Raw genomic sequence first — 19,197 nt, forward strand, 5'->3', positions numbered from 1 at the left:
TTCATCATATAGTGGTTGCTATTGTAGATACCTCTTGTGGCTCTAAGGTTTTTTGCTTACCTTAGAGTTTTTTTTAAGAGTAAGTTTATCTATGAAACAGCCAATTAATATCCCTATGGTGTAACACACTAAATCACTCCACAGGAAACCGTGTCCAAGAATTAAAGAACCAATGAGTGTAGCTCTAATATTATTAATCCACTGAGCTTGATATATTTGGCTAAATTCTATTAGAAAGGAGAAAGTAATAGCAATTAAAAAACAAATATTAGTATTTAATTTTGGGAGTAGAAATCTAAAGCCAAAATAAACCATAGTTGCCCAAAGTATATCTCCTAAGTATGGTGCTATTGAATTAGGAATATAGTACATAAATTTTCTAGATAAAAGTCCAAGAATCATAGTTAAAATGGTTAATATAAAGTATTTTTTTCTCATAATTTATACCTTTCATTAAGTTATCTTAAATTATAGTTTAATAAAAACCTTATTATTTAAATTATATCAGAGAATAAAATAAAGTTTATATTTCTAATCAAAACTATTATTTAATTAAGAAAAGACTGTACTAAAATTATAAAATAAAATTTTAGTACAGTCTTTTTAATTTTAGTTATTTAGCATGGTCTATATAAAATTACAATTAAGCTACTATATTTTCCTTATTTGATTCTTGAATAGTGTTTATTTTGTTTTTGTTAAATTTTTCTCTTATAAATTTAACAGCTTGAATAACTATAAAAGTACATAATGATAATCCATATATAGTTAATAAGTTATTAAGTGTAAGTGGAACAACTTGGAATAATCCTTGAAATACAGGTACTAAAAGAACAATATTTAATAGCACAAATCCTATACCAAAAGCAGCCCATAAATATTTATTAGAGAATAATTCTTTTGATAATACGTGTTTTTTAGATTTACTATTAAATCCATGAATAAGTCTTGATAAACATAAAGTAGCAAACGCCATTGTACTTGCTAATAGAGGTCCACCTTGGTTTAATCCAATATGGAAAGCTATCATAGTAATAATAGTAATAACAACACCTTCAAATAAGACATCTGTAATGAAGTCTTTTGTTAATATAGAAGCATTAGCTTTTCTTGGCTTTTCTTTCATAACTTCTTTTTTATGAGGTTCAAGACCTAAGGCAATTGCAGGTAAACTATCAGTTAAAAGGTTTATAAATAATAAGTGTACAGCAGCAAATGGAACTGGTAATGCTAATATAGAAGCATATAATACTGATAATATACCAGCAGTATTACCAGATAATAAGAATTTAATAGCATTTTTAATATTTGAGTAAATATTTCTACCATTTTCAATAGCTTTTACTATTGTTGCGAAGTTATCATCTGTTAATACCATAGAAGCAGCATCTTTAGCAACTTCAGATCCTGTAATTCCCATTGCAACACCTATATCAGCTTGTTTTAAAGCAGGTGCGTCATTGACACCATCACCAGTCATGGCAACTACATTGCCTTTTTCTTGCCATGCTCTAACTATTCTTATTTTATGCTCAGGAGAAACCCTAGCATATACTGAAATGTGTTCTACCATATTTTTAAGCTCTTCGTCATTAACTTTATCTAAATCAGAACCTTCAATAGCTTCACTTTCATCTTTTAATATACCAATTTGTTTTGCTATAGCAGAAGCTGTTATTTTATGGTCACCAGTTATCATTACAGGCTTAATTCCAGCTTCTATACAAGCTTTTACTGCTTCAGCAGATTCTTCTCTTGGTGGATCCATCATTGATATAAGACCTATGAAGGTTAATTCATTTTCATCATTAAGTTTTATATTTGTTCTACTTTCAATATTTTTATATGCAAAAGATAGAACTCTAAGACCTGTTTTTGAGAATTGTTTATTAATTTCCTCTATCTTAGCTATATCTTCTTTAGTTATAGGTCTAACCCCTTCAGAAGTTTCAATTTTAGTAGATCTTTTAAGAAGAACATCAACAGCTCCCTTAGTAGCTATAATATTTTCACCATGAATGTTATAAACAACACTCATAAGTTTTCTATCTGAATCAAATGGAATTTCACCAAGTCTCTTAAATTTATCCCTTTGAACAAGTTCATCTACTCCGTATAAATCACCTAAGTTTACAAGTGCAACCTCAGTTGGATCACCTATTTCCTTTTCGCAATCTGTAATTGCATCATTACAAAGTAAACTCATAGTTAGTAAGTCGTTATCTATTCTCTTTTCTAAGTTTAATTCATTTGAATCTATTACTTGTCCATCAACAAAAATCTTTTTAACAGTCATTTTATTTTGAGTTAATGTACCAGTTTTATCTGAGCATATAATTGATACACTACCTAAACCTTCAACTGCTTGTAGTTTTCTTATGATAGCATTTTCTTTAGCCAGTTTTTGAGTTCCCAAAGAAAGAACTATTGTTACTATAGAGCTTAAAGCTTCTGGTATAGCAGCTACTGCTAAGGCAACTGCGAACATGAATGCATCTATAATAGCTTCGCCTCTATAAAGACTAAGAGCAAATACTACTGCGCATATAACAAGTATTCCAATTGCAAGTTTTTTACCAAAGTTATCTAAGTTTACTTGAAGAGGAGTTTTCTTTTCCTTAGTATCATTTAATAATTGAGCTATTTTACCTATTTCAGTATCCATACCAACGGCTGTTGCTAAAATAGTAGCTCTACCGTAAGTTACTAAGCTTCCAGAGAAGACCATATTCTTTCTATCACCAATAGGGATTTCTTCTCCTTTTATTATTTCAGATATTTTAACTATGCTTTCAGATTCACCAGTTAATGAGCTTTCATTAACCTGTAAACTATAGTTTTCAAGTATTCTACCATCAGCAGGAACATAGTCACCAGCTTCAAGAAATATAATATCTCCAACAACTACATCCTTTGAGTCTATTTCTAATCTTTCACCATTTCTAAGCACTTTAGTAGAAGGAGAGGAGAGAGCCTTTAAGCTATTTAAAGATTGTTCAGCTTTAAGATGCTGAATTGTTCCAAGAGTAGCATTTACTATTAATACGAATATGATAACAGCTGCACTTTCAATATCTCCTAAAAACATTGAAATAGCTGCAGCACATATAAGAATTATTATTAGCATGTCCTTAAATTGATCAAGGAATACTTTGAAAGTAGATTTTTTCTTACTTTCAACCAATTCGTTTTTACCATATTTTTCTTCCATGCTTTTAATTTGAGTATCATTTAAACCGTTCTTGTTTACCCCAAGTTCTTTAAAAAGTTCTTCTTTTGATTTTGAATAAACTTTCTTCATATTATTATTTCCTTTCTTTTTATAAATTATTGATAAGTTCTAACAAATAATATCTATGTATAGGAGGCAAAAAAATAAGACTCCTAATATAATCTAAGGAATAGTATATAAAATACCTTAAATTCCTTAGATTATATTAAAAGTCTTGTAACCAAATTGGTGTATAATACCAGGTAACTTTTCGTTAACCGCGATGTTGATATTATAGCTTGCAACTACTCCCTCTTAACACAATAGATATTAAATATTATTAAGTTTAATATCATATTATATCTGTTTGGGTTGTATGTCAATAAATTTTTATTATGAAAATAATATGATTTTATTAAGAATTTGAAACTCATATTAATAAATATTATGAGTTTATATAAAGGTATGTGAATAAATACTTTAGTAATTGTGAAAAGAATAATATAGGATTGATTTCTTAGAATATTTTTATTGTAGAAGTTATATATTCTATGATAGTATGTAAAATAAAATTATGATTTAGTGTTGTAATATATTTATTTATTGGAGGATGTGCATATGATGAATTCACATGAAATTGACTTTGAACTTTATGGAGATGATATGCAATTTGTAGAGATTGAATTAGATCCAAGAGAAACTGTTGTTGCTGAGGCGGGAGCAATGATGATGATGGATAGTAGTATAGAAATGGAAACTATTTTTGGTGATGGAAGTAATAGCGGATCTAGTAGTTTTTTTGGCAAGCTAGGAGGGGCTGCTAAAAGAGTCTTAACAGGTGAAAGCTTATTTATGACTGCATTTACCAATATGGGAGTAGGAAGAGAAAAAGTTGCATTTGCCTCACCATATCCAGGAAAGATAATTCCAGTAGATTTAAGAAATTATGGTGGTAAACTTATATGCCAAAAGGATGCTTTTTTATGTGCAGCTAAAGGCGTAAGTATAGGAATTGATTTTAGAAAAAAATTAGGAACTGGGTTCTTTGGTGGAGAAGGATTTATACTTCAAAAACTTGAAGGGGATGGTATGGCCTTTATTCATGCTGGTGGTACCATTGTTAGAAAGAGACTTTTACCAGGACAAAAATTAAAGGTAGATACAGGATGTTTAGTTGCTATGACTAAAGATATAAATTATGATATAGAGTATGTTAAAGGAATAAAGAATGCTGTCTTTGGAGGAGAGGGTATTTTCTTTGCAAGTCTAGTAGGCCCAGGAGAAGTTTGGATTCAAAGTTTACCATTTAGTAGACTTGCATCTAAGGTTGTTTCATCTGCACCACAAGTTCCAGGGTCTAGAGATGTTGGAGAAGGTAGCGTATTAGGTGAGTTTGGACGACTATTCCAAGATTAGATTTTAGCTAAAATTATAGATAATATCTCTATTTTTACAATTATCAGAGTGAGCTTTAAAGTTTTGGCTTTTAGAAAAGGTAAATTTATTAATATTTTATTTCAAAGCTAGCATAAAATTAACAGATTTTTGAAATTTTATAGGTTCATTAAAATTTTTTTAGTGATAAAACTTTACATTGAAAGAATAAGTAGTTATAATACTACTTAATAACTTAATATTTACTTATATAAGTATATCGTATATGCTCGACGATATGGGTCGAGTGTTTCTACTAGGAGGCCGTAAACATCCTAACTACGAATATATAGGTGATTTCTATATTTTTTTGTGAGATTATTATATATTCCTAGGCTTTTGGGCTTAGGAATTTTTTTGATTTATATAAAATTATAATTTAAAATCTTTAAAAAAGCTTTCTTTTTAATATACTTTATAGAAATTATCTTTGTAGTAAGGTGGGCAATTAGATAGAGTTTCAATAAATTCAATAAGATAGTATAAATATAGTTATTTATTATAATGAAATAATTTTTATAGTAGGGGGAAAAGGAAGATGGAAGCATTAAAAGAAAAGATATTAAAAGAAGGAAAAGTTAGAGAGGGAAATATACTTAAAGTTGATTGTTTTTTAAATCACCAAATGGACATAAAATTTCTTAATGAAGTTGGTAAGGAATTTAAAAAGAGATTTGAGGATGAAAAAGTAGATAAAATACTTACAATAGAAGCTTCAGGAATAGCTATTGCAGGTATAACATCACAATACTTTGATTATGTTCCAGTAGTTTTTGCTAAAAAGACTGAAAGTTTAAATTTAGATAAAGATGTTTATGAATCAAATGTACATTCATTTACAAAGAAAAAAGATTATAAAGTTAGAGTTGGAAAACAATTTTTAAATAAAGGTGAAAGAGTTTTAATAATTGATGACTTTTTAGCTCAAGGATGTGCAACTAAAGGAATGATAGACTTAGTTGAGCAGGCTGGTGCTGAGTTAGTAGGAATAGGAATAGTTATAGAAAAGGGATTTCAAGACGGAAGAAAAGTTTTAGAAGATTTAGGCGTAAGAGTAGAATCTCTTGCAATAATAGATAAATTAGAAGACAATAAAGTTTCTTTTAAATAATTATAGAAATTTTATTATATAAGTTAGTTACATAATAAATATAAAGATATTGTTTAAAGAAGTTGAGTAGAAAATTTTAACGAATAAAACTTATAAATAATGTGAAGTTTAATATATTCATAAGTTTTATTTGTTAGTTTTGATACAACTTCTTTTTGTTTATAAAAATATAGTGTTTTATAAGAAGGTTTATAAAGAAAATTTAGTTTGATAGACTTGGAATTGAATAATTATTAAAATTTCCTTTCAAAAAATGATGGTAAACTGACAACTTTAAAGAAAAGTAAAAGTTTTTAATTTTGTTTAGAATTACATTATAAGCTAATTTAAATAATTTTAAGATATAATAACTAAAGTTATATAATAGAGTAGAAAATGAAGGTTAATAAAAGAAAAATATCATTTTTGGAGCTTTTAAATTTTTTTAATAAGTATATAATAGAATTTGTATAAAAAAATAGAAAAAGAGGAATTTTAATGAATAATAAGCAGAAGGGAATAAGTCTAGTTTTAATAGCAACATTTTTTTGGGGCATAATGGGAATAAGTAGTAAAATCTTATATGAAGCTGGATTAAGTACAATGTTTATAGCATTTAGTAGAAGTTTTTTATCTTCTATTTGCTTTTTTATTTGGATAATAATAACTGATAGAAAAATTTTAAAGATAGATTTAAGAGGGTTAGCTATTTCAGCATTATATGGAATAGGAACTTTTGCATTATGCTTTATTGGGTATAACTTGTCTGTAGAATATATACCTATATCTGTAGCAACAGTATTGATGTTTACTAACTCAATATGGGTAACAATCTTTGGAGTATTATTCTTTGGCGAAAAATTCAATATGAAGAAGGGGATTGTTATTCTATTAACTTTAGTAGGATGCATAATGGTTTCAAATATGTCTTTAGGACATTTAAACATGAGTGCAATAGGAATATGCGCTGGATTAGGGACGGGATTTTTATTTGCTTTTCAAATAATATTTCCTAAATTTTTTAGTACTTATAGAAAGGACACATTGCTTATTTATGGTTATATATTTGCAAGTATGTTTATAGGTTTATTTATAGATTTTAAAGAGTCATTTAATATAATTAAACATGCACCTAATATTGGGATGGTAATATTAAATATATTATCTATAGGTATTTTAAGTACATTTATATCTAATACATTCTATATAAAATCTACTGAATACATAGAGGCTAGTGTTACTAGTATATTGGCTTCTATGGAACCAGTACTATCAAGTATATTTGCTTTCTTTATTTTTGGAGAAGTATTAAATGGCAAGCAGGTTATAGGTGCTATATTAATAATTATAGCGGCTATAATATTAGAGTTAAAATTAGATAAAGAAAGAATAAATAATATATTTAAGATTATATTTATAAAATCAAAATTAATTAGCTGATAAGGTATAATACCATAATTCTGACTATTATAGTAAGCTTATTAAGTATGTAAATATCATTTCATATCATTCCTTTGCAAAAAAACATTTAAGAGTTTCTTTTCTTCTGTATTTTGATGCAAAACTATATGATATTTACAATTGCATTTTGTATGTGCTGAACTGTTTGTATCCATTTAAAAACCTCCTTTTGTTACGAAAATTGGTTGCAAACCTATTTTCATTTTAACAAAAGGAGGTTTTTCTTACATCGCTAAAGCTCTTCTGAACACACTCGCATAGCTAATGGTTTTCTCTACACAAAAAGTAAGTTACTCTAATAATTTCCTCTTAATTACTTAATTATAACTCCTCACCATTACTAGCAATAACTTTCTTATACCAGTAAAAACTCTTCTTCTTATATCTCTTTAAAGTTCCATTACCTTCATCATCTTTATCTACGTATATGAAACCATATCTCTTCTTCATTTCACCCGTTGATGCACTAACTAAATCAATACATCCCCAAGGAGTGTATCCAATTAATTCAACACCATCTAATTCAACTGCATCAATCATGCTATTTATATGAGCTTTTAAGTATTCAATTCTATAATCATCATCTACTGTTTTATCTTCATTTAAAACATCAATAGCACCTAAACCATTTTCTACAATGAATAATGGTTTTTGATAACGGTCATAAAGTGAGTTCATTGTAATTCTAAGACCTATAGGATCAATTTGCCATCCCCACTCACTTGCTTTTAAATATGGATTTTTAATTGCTGATATTACATTACCTGATGTTTTTTCTCCTGAATTAGGATTACTACTTGTAAGTCTTGATGAATAGTAGCTAAATGCAATAAAATCTACAGTGTTTTCACTTAGGATTTTTTCATCTTCTGGTTCCATTTCTATCTTTATGTTATTTCTTTCTAAGAATTTTTTAGCATAATTAGGATATTTACCTCTAGATTGTACATCTATAAAGAAATAGTTATTCCTATCTTTTTCCATAGCTTCTAAAACATCTTCTGGTTTACAAGTAAATGGATAGAATTGTCCTGCTGCTAACATACAACCTACATTATTATTCTCATTAATTTCTTTTGCTAGCTTTGTAGCTAAAGCTGAGGCTACTAATTCATTGTGAGCTGCTTGATACTTAACTTGAAGCTCATCTTCACCTTCTTTAAACATTATTCCTGCTCCAATAAATGGTGCATGCATAAGCATATTTATTTCATTAAAGGTAATCCAATATTTTACTTTACCATTAAATCTTTTAAATATTGCTTCACAATATCTAGTATAAGCATCTACTACCTTTCTGCTTCGCCAAGAACCATATTCTTGTTCTAATGCAAGAGGTAAATCAAAATGACATATAGTAACTACTGGTTCAATATTGTATTTTAGTAATTCATCTATAAATGCTTCATAAAATGCTAATCCTTCTTCATTTGGTTCAGTTTCTTTTCCTGTTGGGAAAATTCTTGACCATGCAAAAGAAAAACGATAGCATTTAAATCCCATTTCTGCAAATAATGCTATATCTTCTTTATAGTTACTGTACATATCTATTGCTTCATGTGATGGGAAATATGAATCCTTTGGTAAATCATTATAATGCATTTTACCTTTCATAACATTTATACGATTTTCTCCTGCTGGAATAACATCTACTGTTCCTAACCCTTTATTTCCTTCTAAATATCTACCTTCACATTGGTTAGCAGCTGTTGCTCCTCCCCATAAAAAGTTTTTTGATAATCCGCTCATATTTTTGCCTTCTTTCTATATAAAGTAGAGTATATAATTTATATACTCTAAAATTTTCTATTTAATTACTTTAATAATATCTTCACCTTGAGTTACTGATTTATAATCAATTGTAACTATTTGACCAAATTCATCTACATTAGTTATAATAATTGGTGTTATGCAATCATAACCTTCTTCTTTAATTTTGTCCATATCAAAATCAACTAATAATGTACCAACACTTACCTTATCTCCTTGAGAAACATGTGCATTGAAATGTCTTCCACCTAATTTTACAGTGTCTAATCCAATGTGTATTAACATTTCAACTCCATTTTTATCTTTCAGAGCAATAGCGTGTTTTGTTTCAAATACCATTTCTACAGTTCCTTCAATTGGTGAAACAACTTTTCCTTCTGTTGGTATTATAGCAATTCCTTTTCCCATAATTTCATCTGAAAATACAGGGTCATTTACACTCTTTAAAGATACAGCTTCACCTATTAATGGTGCTTTTACTGTTATAATGTTTCCTTTTTGTACTTTTGGACTTTCGTCTACTTCGCTACTTTCTTCTACAGGATCTTTATAGAATATATAGCAAACTACAAATGATACAACTATACTTATTAATGTTCCAATTACTGCATAAATGAAGTTTGTAATTGTATCTCCACCAATATAACTTGGTAATGTTAAAGCACCTGGTACTCCACCTGAGTAATTACGAACTCCTAAAAGTCCTAGGAACAATCCACCTACTGCACCACCTATAATTGATGCATAAAGTGCTGGTCTAAATCTTAAATTTACTCCATATAAAGCTGGTTCAGTAATACCACAAACTGCTGTTATACCTGTTGATGAAGCTAATTGCTTAATTTCACTGTTTTTACTCTTAAATGCAACTGCTAATGTAGCACCACCTTGAGCTACGTTAGATGCTAATATCCCTGGATAAAGAACTGCATCATATCCCATTGTTATACGATTACTTATTCCTATTGGCATAAGTCCATAGTGTGTTCCTGTCATAACTAATAATGGTGATATTGCTCCAATAATAGTTGGAACTAACCAACCTGCATATGATTCAAGAGTTTTAATTGCTAAAGCTACTTTATCACTAAGAATAAATCCTAATGGTCCAATAACTACTAATGTAATAATACCAGTTACAAATACTGTAATTAAAGGTTTTGAGAAAAACTTAATAAACTTTGGTGAAACTTTATCTGCTATTGGTTCAATATAAGACATTAACCAAATTGCTAAAATAATAGGAATTACACTAGAACCATAGTTTACTAATTTTATAGGTAATCCCAAAACACTAATACCTGAACCAGCTTCTTTTGCTCCATTTATCATAGCTATAAAGTTTGGATGAAGTAAAATTCCCCCTAACATCATCGCCATATATTGGTTGCATTTAAACTTCTTAGCTGCAGAGCTAGCTAGTAATATAGGCAAGAAATAGAATGCTGCATCTGCCATAAAATTAATAACTTGATAACTTTGAGAATCTTTAGATATTAAATTAAAGGCTAATAATAATGATAGAACTGCTTTCAGCATACCTGATGCTGTAATAGCAGGTAATACAGGTGTGAAGATTCCTGATATTGTATCTATTAATTTTGCAAATAATTTTCTATCATCTTTTTCATTTTTATTTGAAGAAGCATTGTCTTCTAAATTTGTAATTTCAACTACTTCTCTATATACATTGGCTACTTCACTACCAATTATAACTTGGTATTGACCTCCATTATTTACAGCTCCAATTACACCTTTTGTTGCTTTTATAGTAGCTGTATCTGCTTTATTTTCATCTTTTAAAGTAAATCTTAATCTTGTTGCACAGTGTGTTAATGATGAAATATTTTCTTTTCCACCAACAAGATTAATTATAGTTTTAGCTAATTCTTTATAATTCATCTATTATTTCCCCCTAAATATTATTTTTATAATTTCTTAAATAAAAAATACCTAAATAAAAACTTAATTAGTGTAAAACTAACTAACTTTTATCTAGGTATAGCCTGTTTAAAGTAACTACCCATTACATATTTGTAATTCGTTTTATGTGAATAGTAAGATAGATCATCTCATCTTCTGTTAATTCACATCCATATTCTTTTTTAATAAAATCTTTAACTTTTAGTGTACATTCATATTCTTTTTTATATTGTTTTTTTAAAACTTCTAGAAATTTTGTATCTCCGTCTTCAATAATAGCTTCACTAAATATTCTTTGAGCAAAAAATTTAAGATGGGTTATGAATCTTTCATAATGAATTGAATATTCATCTAATTCTAATTTAAAATGATATTTAATTATATTAATTATATTATCAATCATTTTAGTCATATTAGTAGTCTTTTCCATAGATATATCATCCATTAAAGCATTTACTAAATGTAGTGCAATAAATCCCGCTTCATCTTCTAGCAAAGTAACGCCAAGTTTATTTTTAATTATATTTAGTGCTTCTTTTCCTACTAAAAACTCATGATTATAGAACTTTTTAATTTCCCATAATAATGCATTTCTTACGACCAAGCCATCTTTTTGTCTCTCTATTGCAAAGTTAATGTGATCAGCTAAGGTTATATAAAGATTATCATTTAATTTCTTTCCTAATGATGCTTTTGCAAAACTTACTATCTGATTGGTTACTTGAATATGTTCTAAAGGTATTTTTCTTAGTAATTTTATCAGCTGATTTGAACTTTCTTTATCATTACAAGTGTAAATTCTTTCAACTAAATTTTCATCTATTTCATCTCCAAGAGTCTTCTTAAAACCTAATCCACATCCCATGACCAGCACTTCATTGTTATTGTAATCTACAGATTTAACTAGATTATTATTAATTACTTTAACAACCTTCATTATTTACAAATAGCCTCCCTCCTTATAATTACAAAAAGGCTATACCTTTCTTGTGACCTAATATGAATCAGAATTTAGAATTCACACACAAAATGGTATAGCCTGCATAACCAGTAACAATCCAACTTAATTATGTTTTCATTATAATTTTTCAAAAAATAAATGTCAATACTTTCTGTATATGTTTTCAAAGATTTTTTATTGTTACATAAAAAATCTTCAAGATGACTGTAAAGCCATCGATTTTTTTGTCCATATATATAAGTGATATTCCAAACTATAATAGTAAATTTTTACTTTAATAATTTTACAGTTGAATAAAAAACAAATTCTTAGGCTATTTTTAATGACTCAAAACTTTTTTTATAGTTGTCTTGCTTAAAGCGGTTTCGCAAATATATCTAACTTTAGATTTTTCTAAAGCTTTTTTGATAGATTTATATTTAGTATTAAAGTGATTATTATCATTAGAATATATTTTGCAATAGGTGTAGTTTACTAAAACATTATTAGAAAATATCTATGGATACTTTTTTGACTTCTTACTTGATATTCGTTTAATACTAAGTAAGTTTTACAATCTAGGAAAAAAGGATCAATAGCCCAACGGTCAGTATATAGAGTTAAAGTTTCTAATTGGTTTAATGATTTATATAAGGAAATAAAAATTCTTAATAATCCATTATTTTGGAAAGTATCTTTAAGATAACTTAAGACAATAGAAATATTTTCTGTATTTTTTAATTTACCAACATAATTGCAAATGTGGCATTGTTTACATTTGGCGGTGACAAGGTTAAATTTTTAGTTAATTCTATTTTATCAATAGAATTTTTATCATAGATATTAATTGAATAATGATAGAAATAAGTAAGTTTTAAATAAAACTTACTTATTTCTATTTAATAACATATAAATTGTGCTTAATATTAAAGGAATATATTTTATCAATAAATCTCCAGTAAAAATATTATAAGATATAAATAAAGTTATAATAAAATAACTTGTAATGAATAAAATATTATATTTTTTTTGTATTATAAAATAGATTGTTAAAATTATAAAAATAATAAAAATAAAAAAATATATAATAAATTTAATGAAAAATGCATTTGACTTAGAAGAATAAACCAATAGAATGATAAATAGCCAAGCTGTTAAAAAAATCAATAATATTAAAAGTATTGAAGAAATAATTTTAAATAATTTCATAGTAGCCACCTATATATTATTTTAAAATATTTTATATCTCTTTATTTATGTTTTATCATATGAGATTAAAACTTTCTATTTTTTAGAATCGTTTTTAAAATTACTTTTTATAACTTTCTTAAATTTAAAATCTATTAAGAGTTTGTATTCTCCTTATTTGTATTTTCTTTTTCAAAGTAAATTTTAGAATTTTTTAATTCAGGATTAGATAGAATATAAGCATTAATAGCATCTTTATCAATATTATCTTTAGAATGATTTATAATAAATACAGGCAATTCATTGTCTAAAATTCCACTATAAACTTTAGTTATGTCATTAAACTTTCCTGGTAAAGAAGAAGTAACTGAGTTTAATGTTGATGTAACATTATTATTGTTATTAGAGTTATTTTTTCCTTTATTTATTTCTAAATCACCTATAAAACCAGAATCCTGTTCTTTGATTTTATCTAAATACATTTTTAATTCAGGGAAATTATCAGTTGATTGTTGAATTATAAGTTTATATCCGCTGAAATTATAATATTTTAATGTGTCTTGTAATCTTTCTTCTTCTGAATTATCTATGGTGTTACCTATTATAACTAATTCTATCGTTTTATTCTTTGTATTTATTTCCTTGTTAAGAATGTATTCAGAAGGCAGCTCATTTTCAATAAAGTCACTAAGATTTGTATTGTCTAAAAAGCTATCAACCATAGTTGCAGCTGAAATTAAACTTGGTATAGTAACTAGAATGGTTGAAACTATAATTATTTTTTTTAATTTCTTTTGTTTTATTTCTGATAAAGTATTTCTAGTTGGTATTTTCATAAATTTGACAACAAGTAAAGTTGAAAGTGCTATGAAAAATGAGTTTATAAAAAATAAATAACCTGCACCTAAGAATATATGTATATTTTTTGTTGCTAAACCATAACCGCTTGTACAAAGTGGAGGCATTAATGCAGTTGCTATGGCAACTCCAGGTAAAATATTTCCTGATTTTTTACGAGTTATACCTATTATCCCTGCAATTCCTCCAGTAAAGGCTATAATTACATCCCATATGTTAGGGGATGTTCTAGATAATATTTCACTTCCTGCATTAGATATAGGGCTTAAAGAAAAATAAATAGTAGCAGTAGTTATACTTATGATTATTTCTATTATTAGTATAATTGCAGATTTTTTTAAAAGTTTTAAATTATAAATACCTACGGAATATCCTATGGCTATTATTGGTCCCATAAGTGGAGAAATAAGCATTGCACCTATAATAACAGCAGTAGCATTCATATTTAAACCAACAGATGCTATTATTATTGCACACATTAAAATTATAAAATTAGCTCCACCTATGTTAACACCATCTAATATGTTGTCATGAATTTCATCATATGTAGCTTGATCTTTCTTAAACTCATTAAAGAATCTTTCTTTAGTAATACTCACATTAATTCCTCTCCTTTTGTTTAATTTAAAAAATAAGTTTGATAACATATATTTTAAGATACTTAGAATAATATGTCACTTTTTAAATGTTAGAGTATTGTTATTAAGGATCTTTCTGTAGCTGAAGAATAATATTTTAAAGTAATATATCTTAAGATGGAATGTAGGCTAAAGTGTTCTGCTATTGTGTTTTTATAGGAAAATTATGCTGAAATAACATGTAAATTACACATAAAAGTTAACAAGATGTTAAAATAAATATATAAACCATTTGGGGATAATTTACTATAAGGAGTGATTATTCATGATAAAAAAAGATTTTGAAAAAAAGCTAGAAGGATTAGGAGCTTTTGAAATTAGTAGTAAGATGTTAAAGTTAGCTAAAAATAATGAAAAACACAATGCATTTTTGAATGCAGGAAGAGGAAATCCTAACTGGATAAATACTCAAGGAAGACTAGCATTAAGTAGAATAGTAGAATTTGGTGTCTTTGAATCTAGAAGAACTATACATAATGGAAATTTAGCTGGGTATACAAATTTAGAGGGTATATATGAAAGATTAATTAATTTCTTAGATAGTAGTCATGAAGTAGATAAATTTTTATGTGATGCTATAGATTACAGCATTAAAACTTTGAGTGTTAATAAGGATGAATTAGTTAAGGAATTTGTAGATGGAGCAATTGGAAATGATTATCCAGTTCCCAATAGATGTTTAGTTAATACAGAAAAGATTTTAAAACTATATTTAGAAAAAGAACTTTTTGGAGGGGTAAAACTAGCTAAGGAAACTAATATATTTCCAACAGAAGGTGGAACAGCAGCTATATGTTACATATTTAATTCATTAAAAGAAAATGGACTAATAAAAGTTGGAGATAGGATTGCTATAAACACTCCAATATTTACACCATACTTACAAATACCAGAATTAAAAGACTATGAAATGGTTGAAGTAGATTTAATTTCAAAGGAAGAAAATGATTGGGTTATAGAGGATTCAGAATTAGATAAATTAAGAGATAGAGATATTAAAGCTTTATTTTTTGTAAATCCTTCAAATCCAGCTTCTAAAGCTTTAAGTGAAGAGGTTTTAAATCACATAGCTGATATAGTTAAAGAACGTAAGGATTTAATGATAATAACTGATGATGTTTATGGAACATTTGTTGAAAATTTTAAGACTATATATTCAGTAGCACCTTATAATACATTATTGGTTTATTCATTCTCTAAATTATATGGTGTAACAGGATGGAGATTAGGATTAATAGCTGCTAATGAAAATAATGTTTTTGATGAGTTAATAAGTAAATTACCAGAAGAAAAATTACAAGATTTAGATAAAAGATATGGTCTTGTAACTTTTGAACCAAGAAAGTTTAAATTTATTGATAGAATTGTTGCAGATAGTCGTTCAGTTGGGCTTTATCATACTTCAGGCTTATCAACACCTCAACAAATTCAAATGGCTTTATTTGCTTTAACTTCATTGATTACTAAAGGAATGGATCCATATATTGAAAGTTCTAAAAAATTAGTAAGAGAGAGATATCATGATTTATGCTATACATTAGGAATTAAAGAAGATGATAGTAGAGAAAATGCTAAATACTATTCGTTAATAGATATTTACAAGTTAGCTGGCGATTTATATGATGATGAGTTTAAGGAATACTTAAAGGATAACTTTGAAACTATTGATTTTTTATTACGTTTAGCAGAGATAAATGGGGTAGTATTAATGGAAGGGGTAGGTTTTGGAACAGCACCAGGAATATTGCGTGTATCTGAAGCTAATTTGCCAGATGAGGCATATAAGAAAATAGCAAAACAAGTTTTAGAGTTGTTATCTGAATACTATAATCAATATAAATCACAAAATAGTATAGAATAAGTTATATAGAAAAAAAGGCAAGCTTTCTAAGTTTGTCTTTTTTCTATTTTAGAAGTTTTGGATTAAAAGTGTTATTTAAAATGATTAGATTTATGTTTATAACAATTATTATTAGTGGAATATATAAAAACTTATGTAAAAAATATATAGTATAATTAATTTATATATTTAGTCTAATACTATTGGTTTAGAGATAATAAATGCATATATAAATATTGATAATAGAGATATTCCCTATGGAAAGACAGTTTCATATAAGGAGATAGATGAGAAAATATGAAATCCAAAGGCTGTTAGAGCAGAGTAGGAGAAGCAAACAATAAAAATCCTATTTCTATAATAATTCCTTGTCATAGAGTTATAGGAAAAGACGGATAGTTAACAGGATATGGTGGTGGATTAAGTAAAAAGGAATATTTACTTAATTTAGAGCATGAAAATAAGTAGTACTTATTAAATAATTTTGGTGGCTTATAAATTGGAGGGATAGAAATATTGAGTAGAGTGAAAGAGATTTTAAAAAGTTTTTACGGATATAGTGAGTTTAGAAAAGGACAAGAAAATATAATAAATGAGATTATAAATGGAAATGATGTTGTAGCTATAATGCCAACTGGCGGAGGAAAATCAATCTGTTATCAAATTCCAGCTTTGATTTTAGAGGGAGTTACAGTTGTAATTTCACCACTTATTTCTCTTATGAAAGACCAAGTTGATTCCATAAATAGTATTGGAATAGAGTCAGCATATATAAATTCAACTCTTAGTAATGAAGAGATAAATAATATATTTAAAAGTGTTAAAGATGGACATATAAAAATATTATATGTAGCACCTGAAAGACTTGAGTCTATGGAATTTTTAAATTTAGTTTCTAATATAGATATTTCACAAGTGGCTGTTGATGAGGCTCATTGCGTTTCTCAATGGGGACATGATTTTAGAAGTAGTTATAAATTTATTGGAAGGTTTATAAATCTTTTAAGAAAAAGGCCTGTAGTTTCAGCTTTTACAGCAACTGCAACAGAGGAAGTTAGAAAAGATATTGTAAAATTACTTGAGCTTAATAATCCAAAGGTTTTTGTTTCTGGATTTGATAGAGATAATCTAAAAATAATAATAGAAAAGGGAGTTAATAAGGCTCATTATATATTAGATTATTTAAAAGAAAATAAAGATGTTTCTGGAATTATTTATTGTGCTACTAGAAAAGAGGTAGATTCTTTATGTGAACTTATAAATTCAAGAGGAATAAATTGTACAAAATATCATGCTGGACTTTCTGATGTTGAAAGAAAAGAGAATCAAGAGGATTTTGTTTTTGATAAGGTAAATGTAATGGTTGCTACTAATGCTTTTGGAATGGGAATAGATAAGCCTAATATAAGATATGTAATTCACAATAATATGCCTAAAAACATAGAAGGATATTATCAGGAGATAGGAAGAGCAGGAAGAGATGGAGAAAAATCAGAGTGTATCCTTATTTTTTCACCAGGAGATGTTCAGACACAGAAATATATAATAGAAAATGGAACTTTAAATCCTGAAAGAAAGATAAATGAACTAAGTAAGTTACAAACAATGATGGATTTGGTTTATTCTAATGGATGTTATAGAAGATTTATACTCAATTATTTTGGTGAAGATTTAGAGAAAGATTGCAATAATTGTAGTAATTGTGAAATGGAAGGAGAATTAGTTGATAAAACAATAGATGCTCAGAAAGTTATTTCATGTGTTTATAGAATGAAAAGAGCATTTGGAATAGGAGTAATAATAGATGTTTTAAGAGCTTCAAAAAATAAGAAAATAATTGAATTAGGATTAGATCAGCTAAGTACTTATGGCATAATGAAGGATTATTCTAAGGAGGGACTTAAGGACTTTATAAACACTCTAATTTCACATAGATATATAGATTATATAGGTGAATATCCTGTAGTTAGACTTAATCAAAGTTCAATAGATATTCTTAAGGGTAATGAAAAAGTTATGTTTAAGGAAAAGAGAAAAGCTCACAGAGTATCTAAAAATAATGAATTATTTGATTTATTAAGAAGCTTAAGAAAAGAAATTGCTTTAGAAGAAGGGGTACCTCCATATATAGTATTTGGTGATAATACACTTAAAGAGATGAGTGTAAGAATACCATTAAATGAGAGTCAACTTTCAGAAATAAGTGGTGTTGGAGAAAAGAAAATACTTAAATATGGTGAAATGTTCTTAAATGTAATAAAGGAATATGTTAAATTAAACAATATTGAGGTTAAGTGGGAATCTGGATTAAAAATTAATAAGGATGAGTTAGAAGAAAAGTTTAAAAAAGGTAATAGTAAAAACGGAAAGAAAAAATCCTTTGAAATTACTATAGATATGCTTAGAGAAGGGGATAAGTTTCACACTATTGCAAAAGAACGAGAACTTTCTATTACTACAGTACTTTCACATATTCAGCAATATTTAGAAGAGGGAAATAAAATAGACTTTGAGATAGATTTTGATTCCTTATTTTCAAAAAGAGAAGAACAATTGGTTTTAGATGCTATAGATAAGGTTGGTTATAGTAAGCTAAAACCTATTAAGGAAAATCTAGAAGAGGATGTTTCCTATGAAAAAATAAGATTTATAGTTACTAAATTAACTATAAATAATTTAAGAAAAGAATAATATTAATATAGGTTTAAGATGGAAATTAATAGGGACTATGTCAAGAGTGGCATAGTCCTTATTTAAATATAGCAAAAGAGTTTTGGTATTCAGTTAAGATTGCAAAGGATTTTTCGTGGAATTTTTTTATTTAATCCTAGAAAGAATAAATTA

At 27.2% G+C, this 19,197-nt stretch carries 11 protein-coding genes, 1 pseudogene and 1 riboswitch; of the genes and pseudogenes, 6 read left to right on the forward strand and 6 right to left on the reverse strand.

What is annotated here, in order from left to right; translation table 11 throughout:
• Window positions 1-42: 42 nt before the first annotated feature.
• Window positions 43-438 (reverse strand): ribosomal maturation YjgA family protein, encoded by a 396-nt coding sequence (locus tag Q1J60_RS01865; RefSeq protein ID WP_300257709.1) that lies wholly within the window; start codon window positions 436-438, stop codon window positions 43-45.
• Window positions 439-643: 205 nt separating this feature from the next.
• Entirely contained in the window at window positions 644-3,301 is a 2,658-nt protein-coding gene (locus Q1J60_RS01870; RefSeq protein WP_300257712.1) for a calcium-translocating P-type ATPase, PMCA-type, read from the reverse strand.
• A 528-nt stretch (window positions 3,302-3,829) separates the two neighbouring features.
• Between Q1J60_RS01870 and Q1J60_RS01875 the strand changes: the two genes are divergently transcribed.
• From Q1J60_RS01875 to Q1J60_RS01885, 3 genes are all read left to right on the forward strand, one after another.
• Window positions 3,830-4,627 (forward strand): TIGR00266 family protein, encoded by a 798-nt coding sequence (locus Q1J60_RS01875; protein WP_300257715.1) that lies wholly within the window; start codon window positions 3,830-3,832, stop codon window positions 4,625-4,627.
• 218 nt (window positions 4,628-4,845) lie between these two features.
• A riboswitch (purine riboswitch) is annotated at window positions 4,846-4,947 on the forward strand.
• 236 nt (window positions 4,948-5,183) lie between these two features.
• Entirely contained in the window at window positions 5,184-5,756 is a 573-nt protein-coding gene (locus Q1J60_RS01880; protein ID WP_300257718.1) for a xanthine phosphoribosyltransferase, read from the forward strand.
• 477 nt (window positions 5,757-6,233) lie between these two features.
• Window positions 6,234-7,175 carry a DMT family transporter gene (locus tag Q1J60_RS01885; protein WP_300257721.1) on the forward strand — a complete coding sequence of 314 codons (942 nt, stop codon included), beginning with the start codon at window positions 6,234-6,236 and terminating at the stop codon, window positions 7,173-7,175.
• 342 nt (window positions 7,176-7,517) lie between these two features.
• Here Q1J60_RS01885 and Q1J60_RS01890 read toward each other — a convergent pair whose 3' ends face one another.
• The 4 genes from Q1J60_RS01890 to Q1J60_RS01905 form a co-directional block, all read right to left on the reverse strand.
• Entirely contained in the window at window positions 7,518-8,945 is a 1,428-nt protein-coding gene (locus Q1J60_RS01890; protein ID WP_300257723.1) for a 6-phospho-beta-glucosidase, read from the reverse strand.
• A 57-nt stretch (window positions 8,946-9,002) separates the two neighbouring features.
• Window positions 9,003-10,868 (reverse strand): beta-glucoside-specific PTS transporter subunit IIABC, encoded by a 1,866-nt coding sequence (locus Q1J60_RS01895; protein ID WP_300257726.1) that lies wholly within the window; start codon window positions 10,866-10,868, stop codon window positions 9,003-9,005.
• Between the two features lie 124 nt (window positions 10,869-10,992).
• A complete protein-coding gene (gene licT, locus Q1J60_RS01900; protein WP_300257729.1) occupies window positions 10,993-11,826 on the reverse strand; it encodes a BglG family transcription antiterminator LicT in 834 nt (277 codons plus the stop codon).
• Window positions 11,827-13,172: 1,346 nt separating this feature from the next.
• Window positions 13,173-14,474 carry a TIGR00341 family protein gene (locus tag Q1J60_RS01905; RefSeq protein WP_300257732.1) on the reverse strand — a complete coding sequence of 434 codons (1,302 nt, stop codon included), beginning with the start codon at window positions 14,472-14,474 and terminating at the stop codon, window positions 13,173-13,175.
• Between the two features lie 304 nt (window positions 14,475-14,778).
• On the opposite strand from Q1J60_RS01905, the gene Q1J60_RS01910 reads away from it, so the two are divergent.
• From Q1J60_RS01910 to recQ, 3 genes and pseudogenes are all read left to right on the forward strand, one after another.
• Window positions 14,779-16,374: a bifunctional aspartate transaminase/aspartate 4-decarboxylase gene (locus Q1J60_RS01910; protein ID WP_300257733.1), complete on the forward strand. Its 1,596-nt coding sequence runs from the start codon at window positions 14,779-14,781 to the stop codon at window positions 16,372-16,374.
• A 223-nt stretch (window positions 16,375-16,597) separates the two neighbouring features.
• A pseudogene (locus tag Q1J60_RS01915) lies at window positions 16,598-16,821 on the forward strand (methylated-DNA--[protein]-cysteine S-methyltransferase); the annotation flags it as partial.
• A 48-nt stretch (window positions 16,822-16,869) separates the two neighbouring features.
• Window positions 16,870-19,044, forward strand: a complete 2,175-nt coding sequence (gene recQ / locus Q1J60_RS01920) for a DNA helicase RecQ (protein WP_300257737.1) — start codon at window positions 16,870-16,872, stop codon at window positions 19,042-19,044.
• Window positions 19,045-19,197 lie beyond the last annotated feature (153 nt).

Origin of the sequence: Clostridium sp. (assembly GCF_029258205.1) — a bacterium.
Classification (GTDB): Bacteria; Bacillota; Clostridia; order Clostridiales; family Clostridiaceae; genus Sarcina.

Excerpts from the sequence above, each read along its gene's own strand:
- Q1J60_RS01865 (WP_300257709.1), bottom strand. The coding sequence starts at position 438 with ATGAGAAAAAAATACTTTATATTAACCATTTTAACTATGATTCTTGGA.
- Q1J60_RS01870 (WP_300257712.1), bottom strand. The coding sequence starts at position 3,301 with ATGAAGAAAGTTTATTCAAAATCAAAAGAAGAACTTTTTAAAGAACTT.
- Q1J60_RS01875 (WP_300257715.1), top strand. The coding sequence starts at position 3,830 with ATGATGAATTCACATGAAATTGACTTTGAACTTTATGGAGATGATATG.
- Q1J60_RS01880 (WP_300257718.1), top strand. The coding sequence starts at position 5,184 with ATGGAAGCATTAAAAGAAAAGATATTAAAAGAAGGAAAAGTTAGAGAG.
- Q1J60_RS01885 (WP_300257721.1), top strand. The coding sequence starts at position 6,234 with ATGAATAATAAGCAGAAGGGAATAAGTCTAGTTTTAATAGCAACATTT.
- Q1J60_RS01890 (WP_300257723.1), bottom strand. The coding sequence starts at position 8,945 with ATGAGCGGATTATCAAAAAACTTTTTATGGGGAGGAGCAACAGCTGCT.
- Q1J60_RS01895 (WP_300257726.1), bottom strand. The coding sequence starts at position 10,868 with ATGAATTATAAAGAATTAGCTAAAACTATAATTAATCTTGTTGGTGGA.
- licT (WP_300257729.1), bottom strand. The coding sequence starts at position 11,826 with ATGAAGGTTGTTAAAGTAATTAATAATAATCTAGTTAAATCTGTAGAT.
- Q1J60_RS01910 (WP_300257733.1), top strand. The coding sequence starts at position 14,779 with ATGATAAAAAAAGATTTTGAAAAAAAGCTAGAAGGATTAGGAGCTTTT.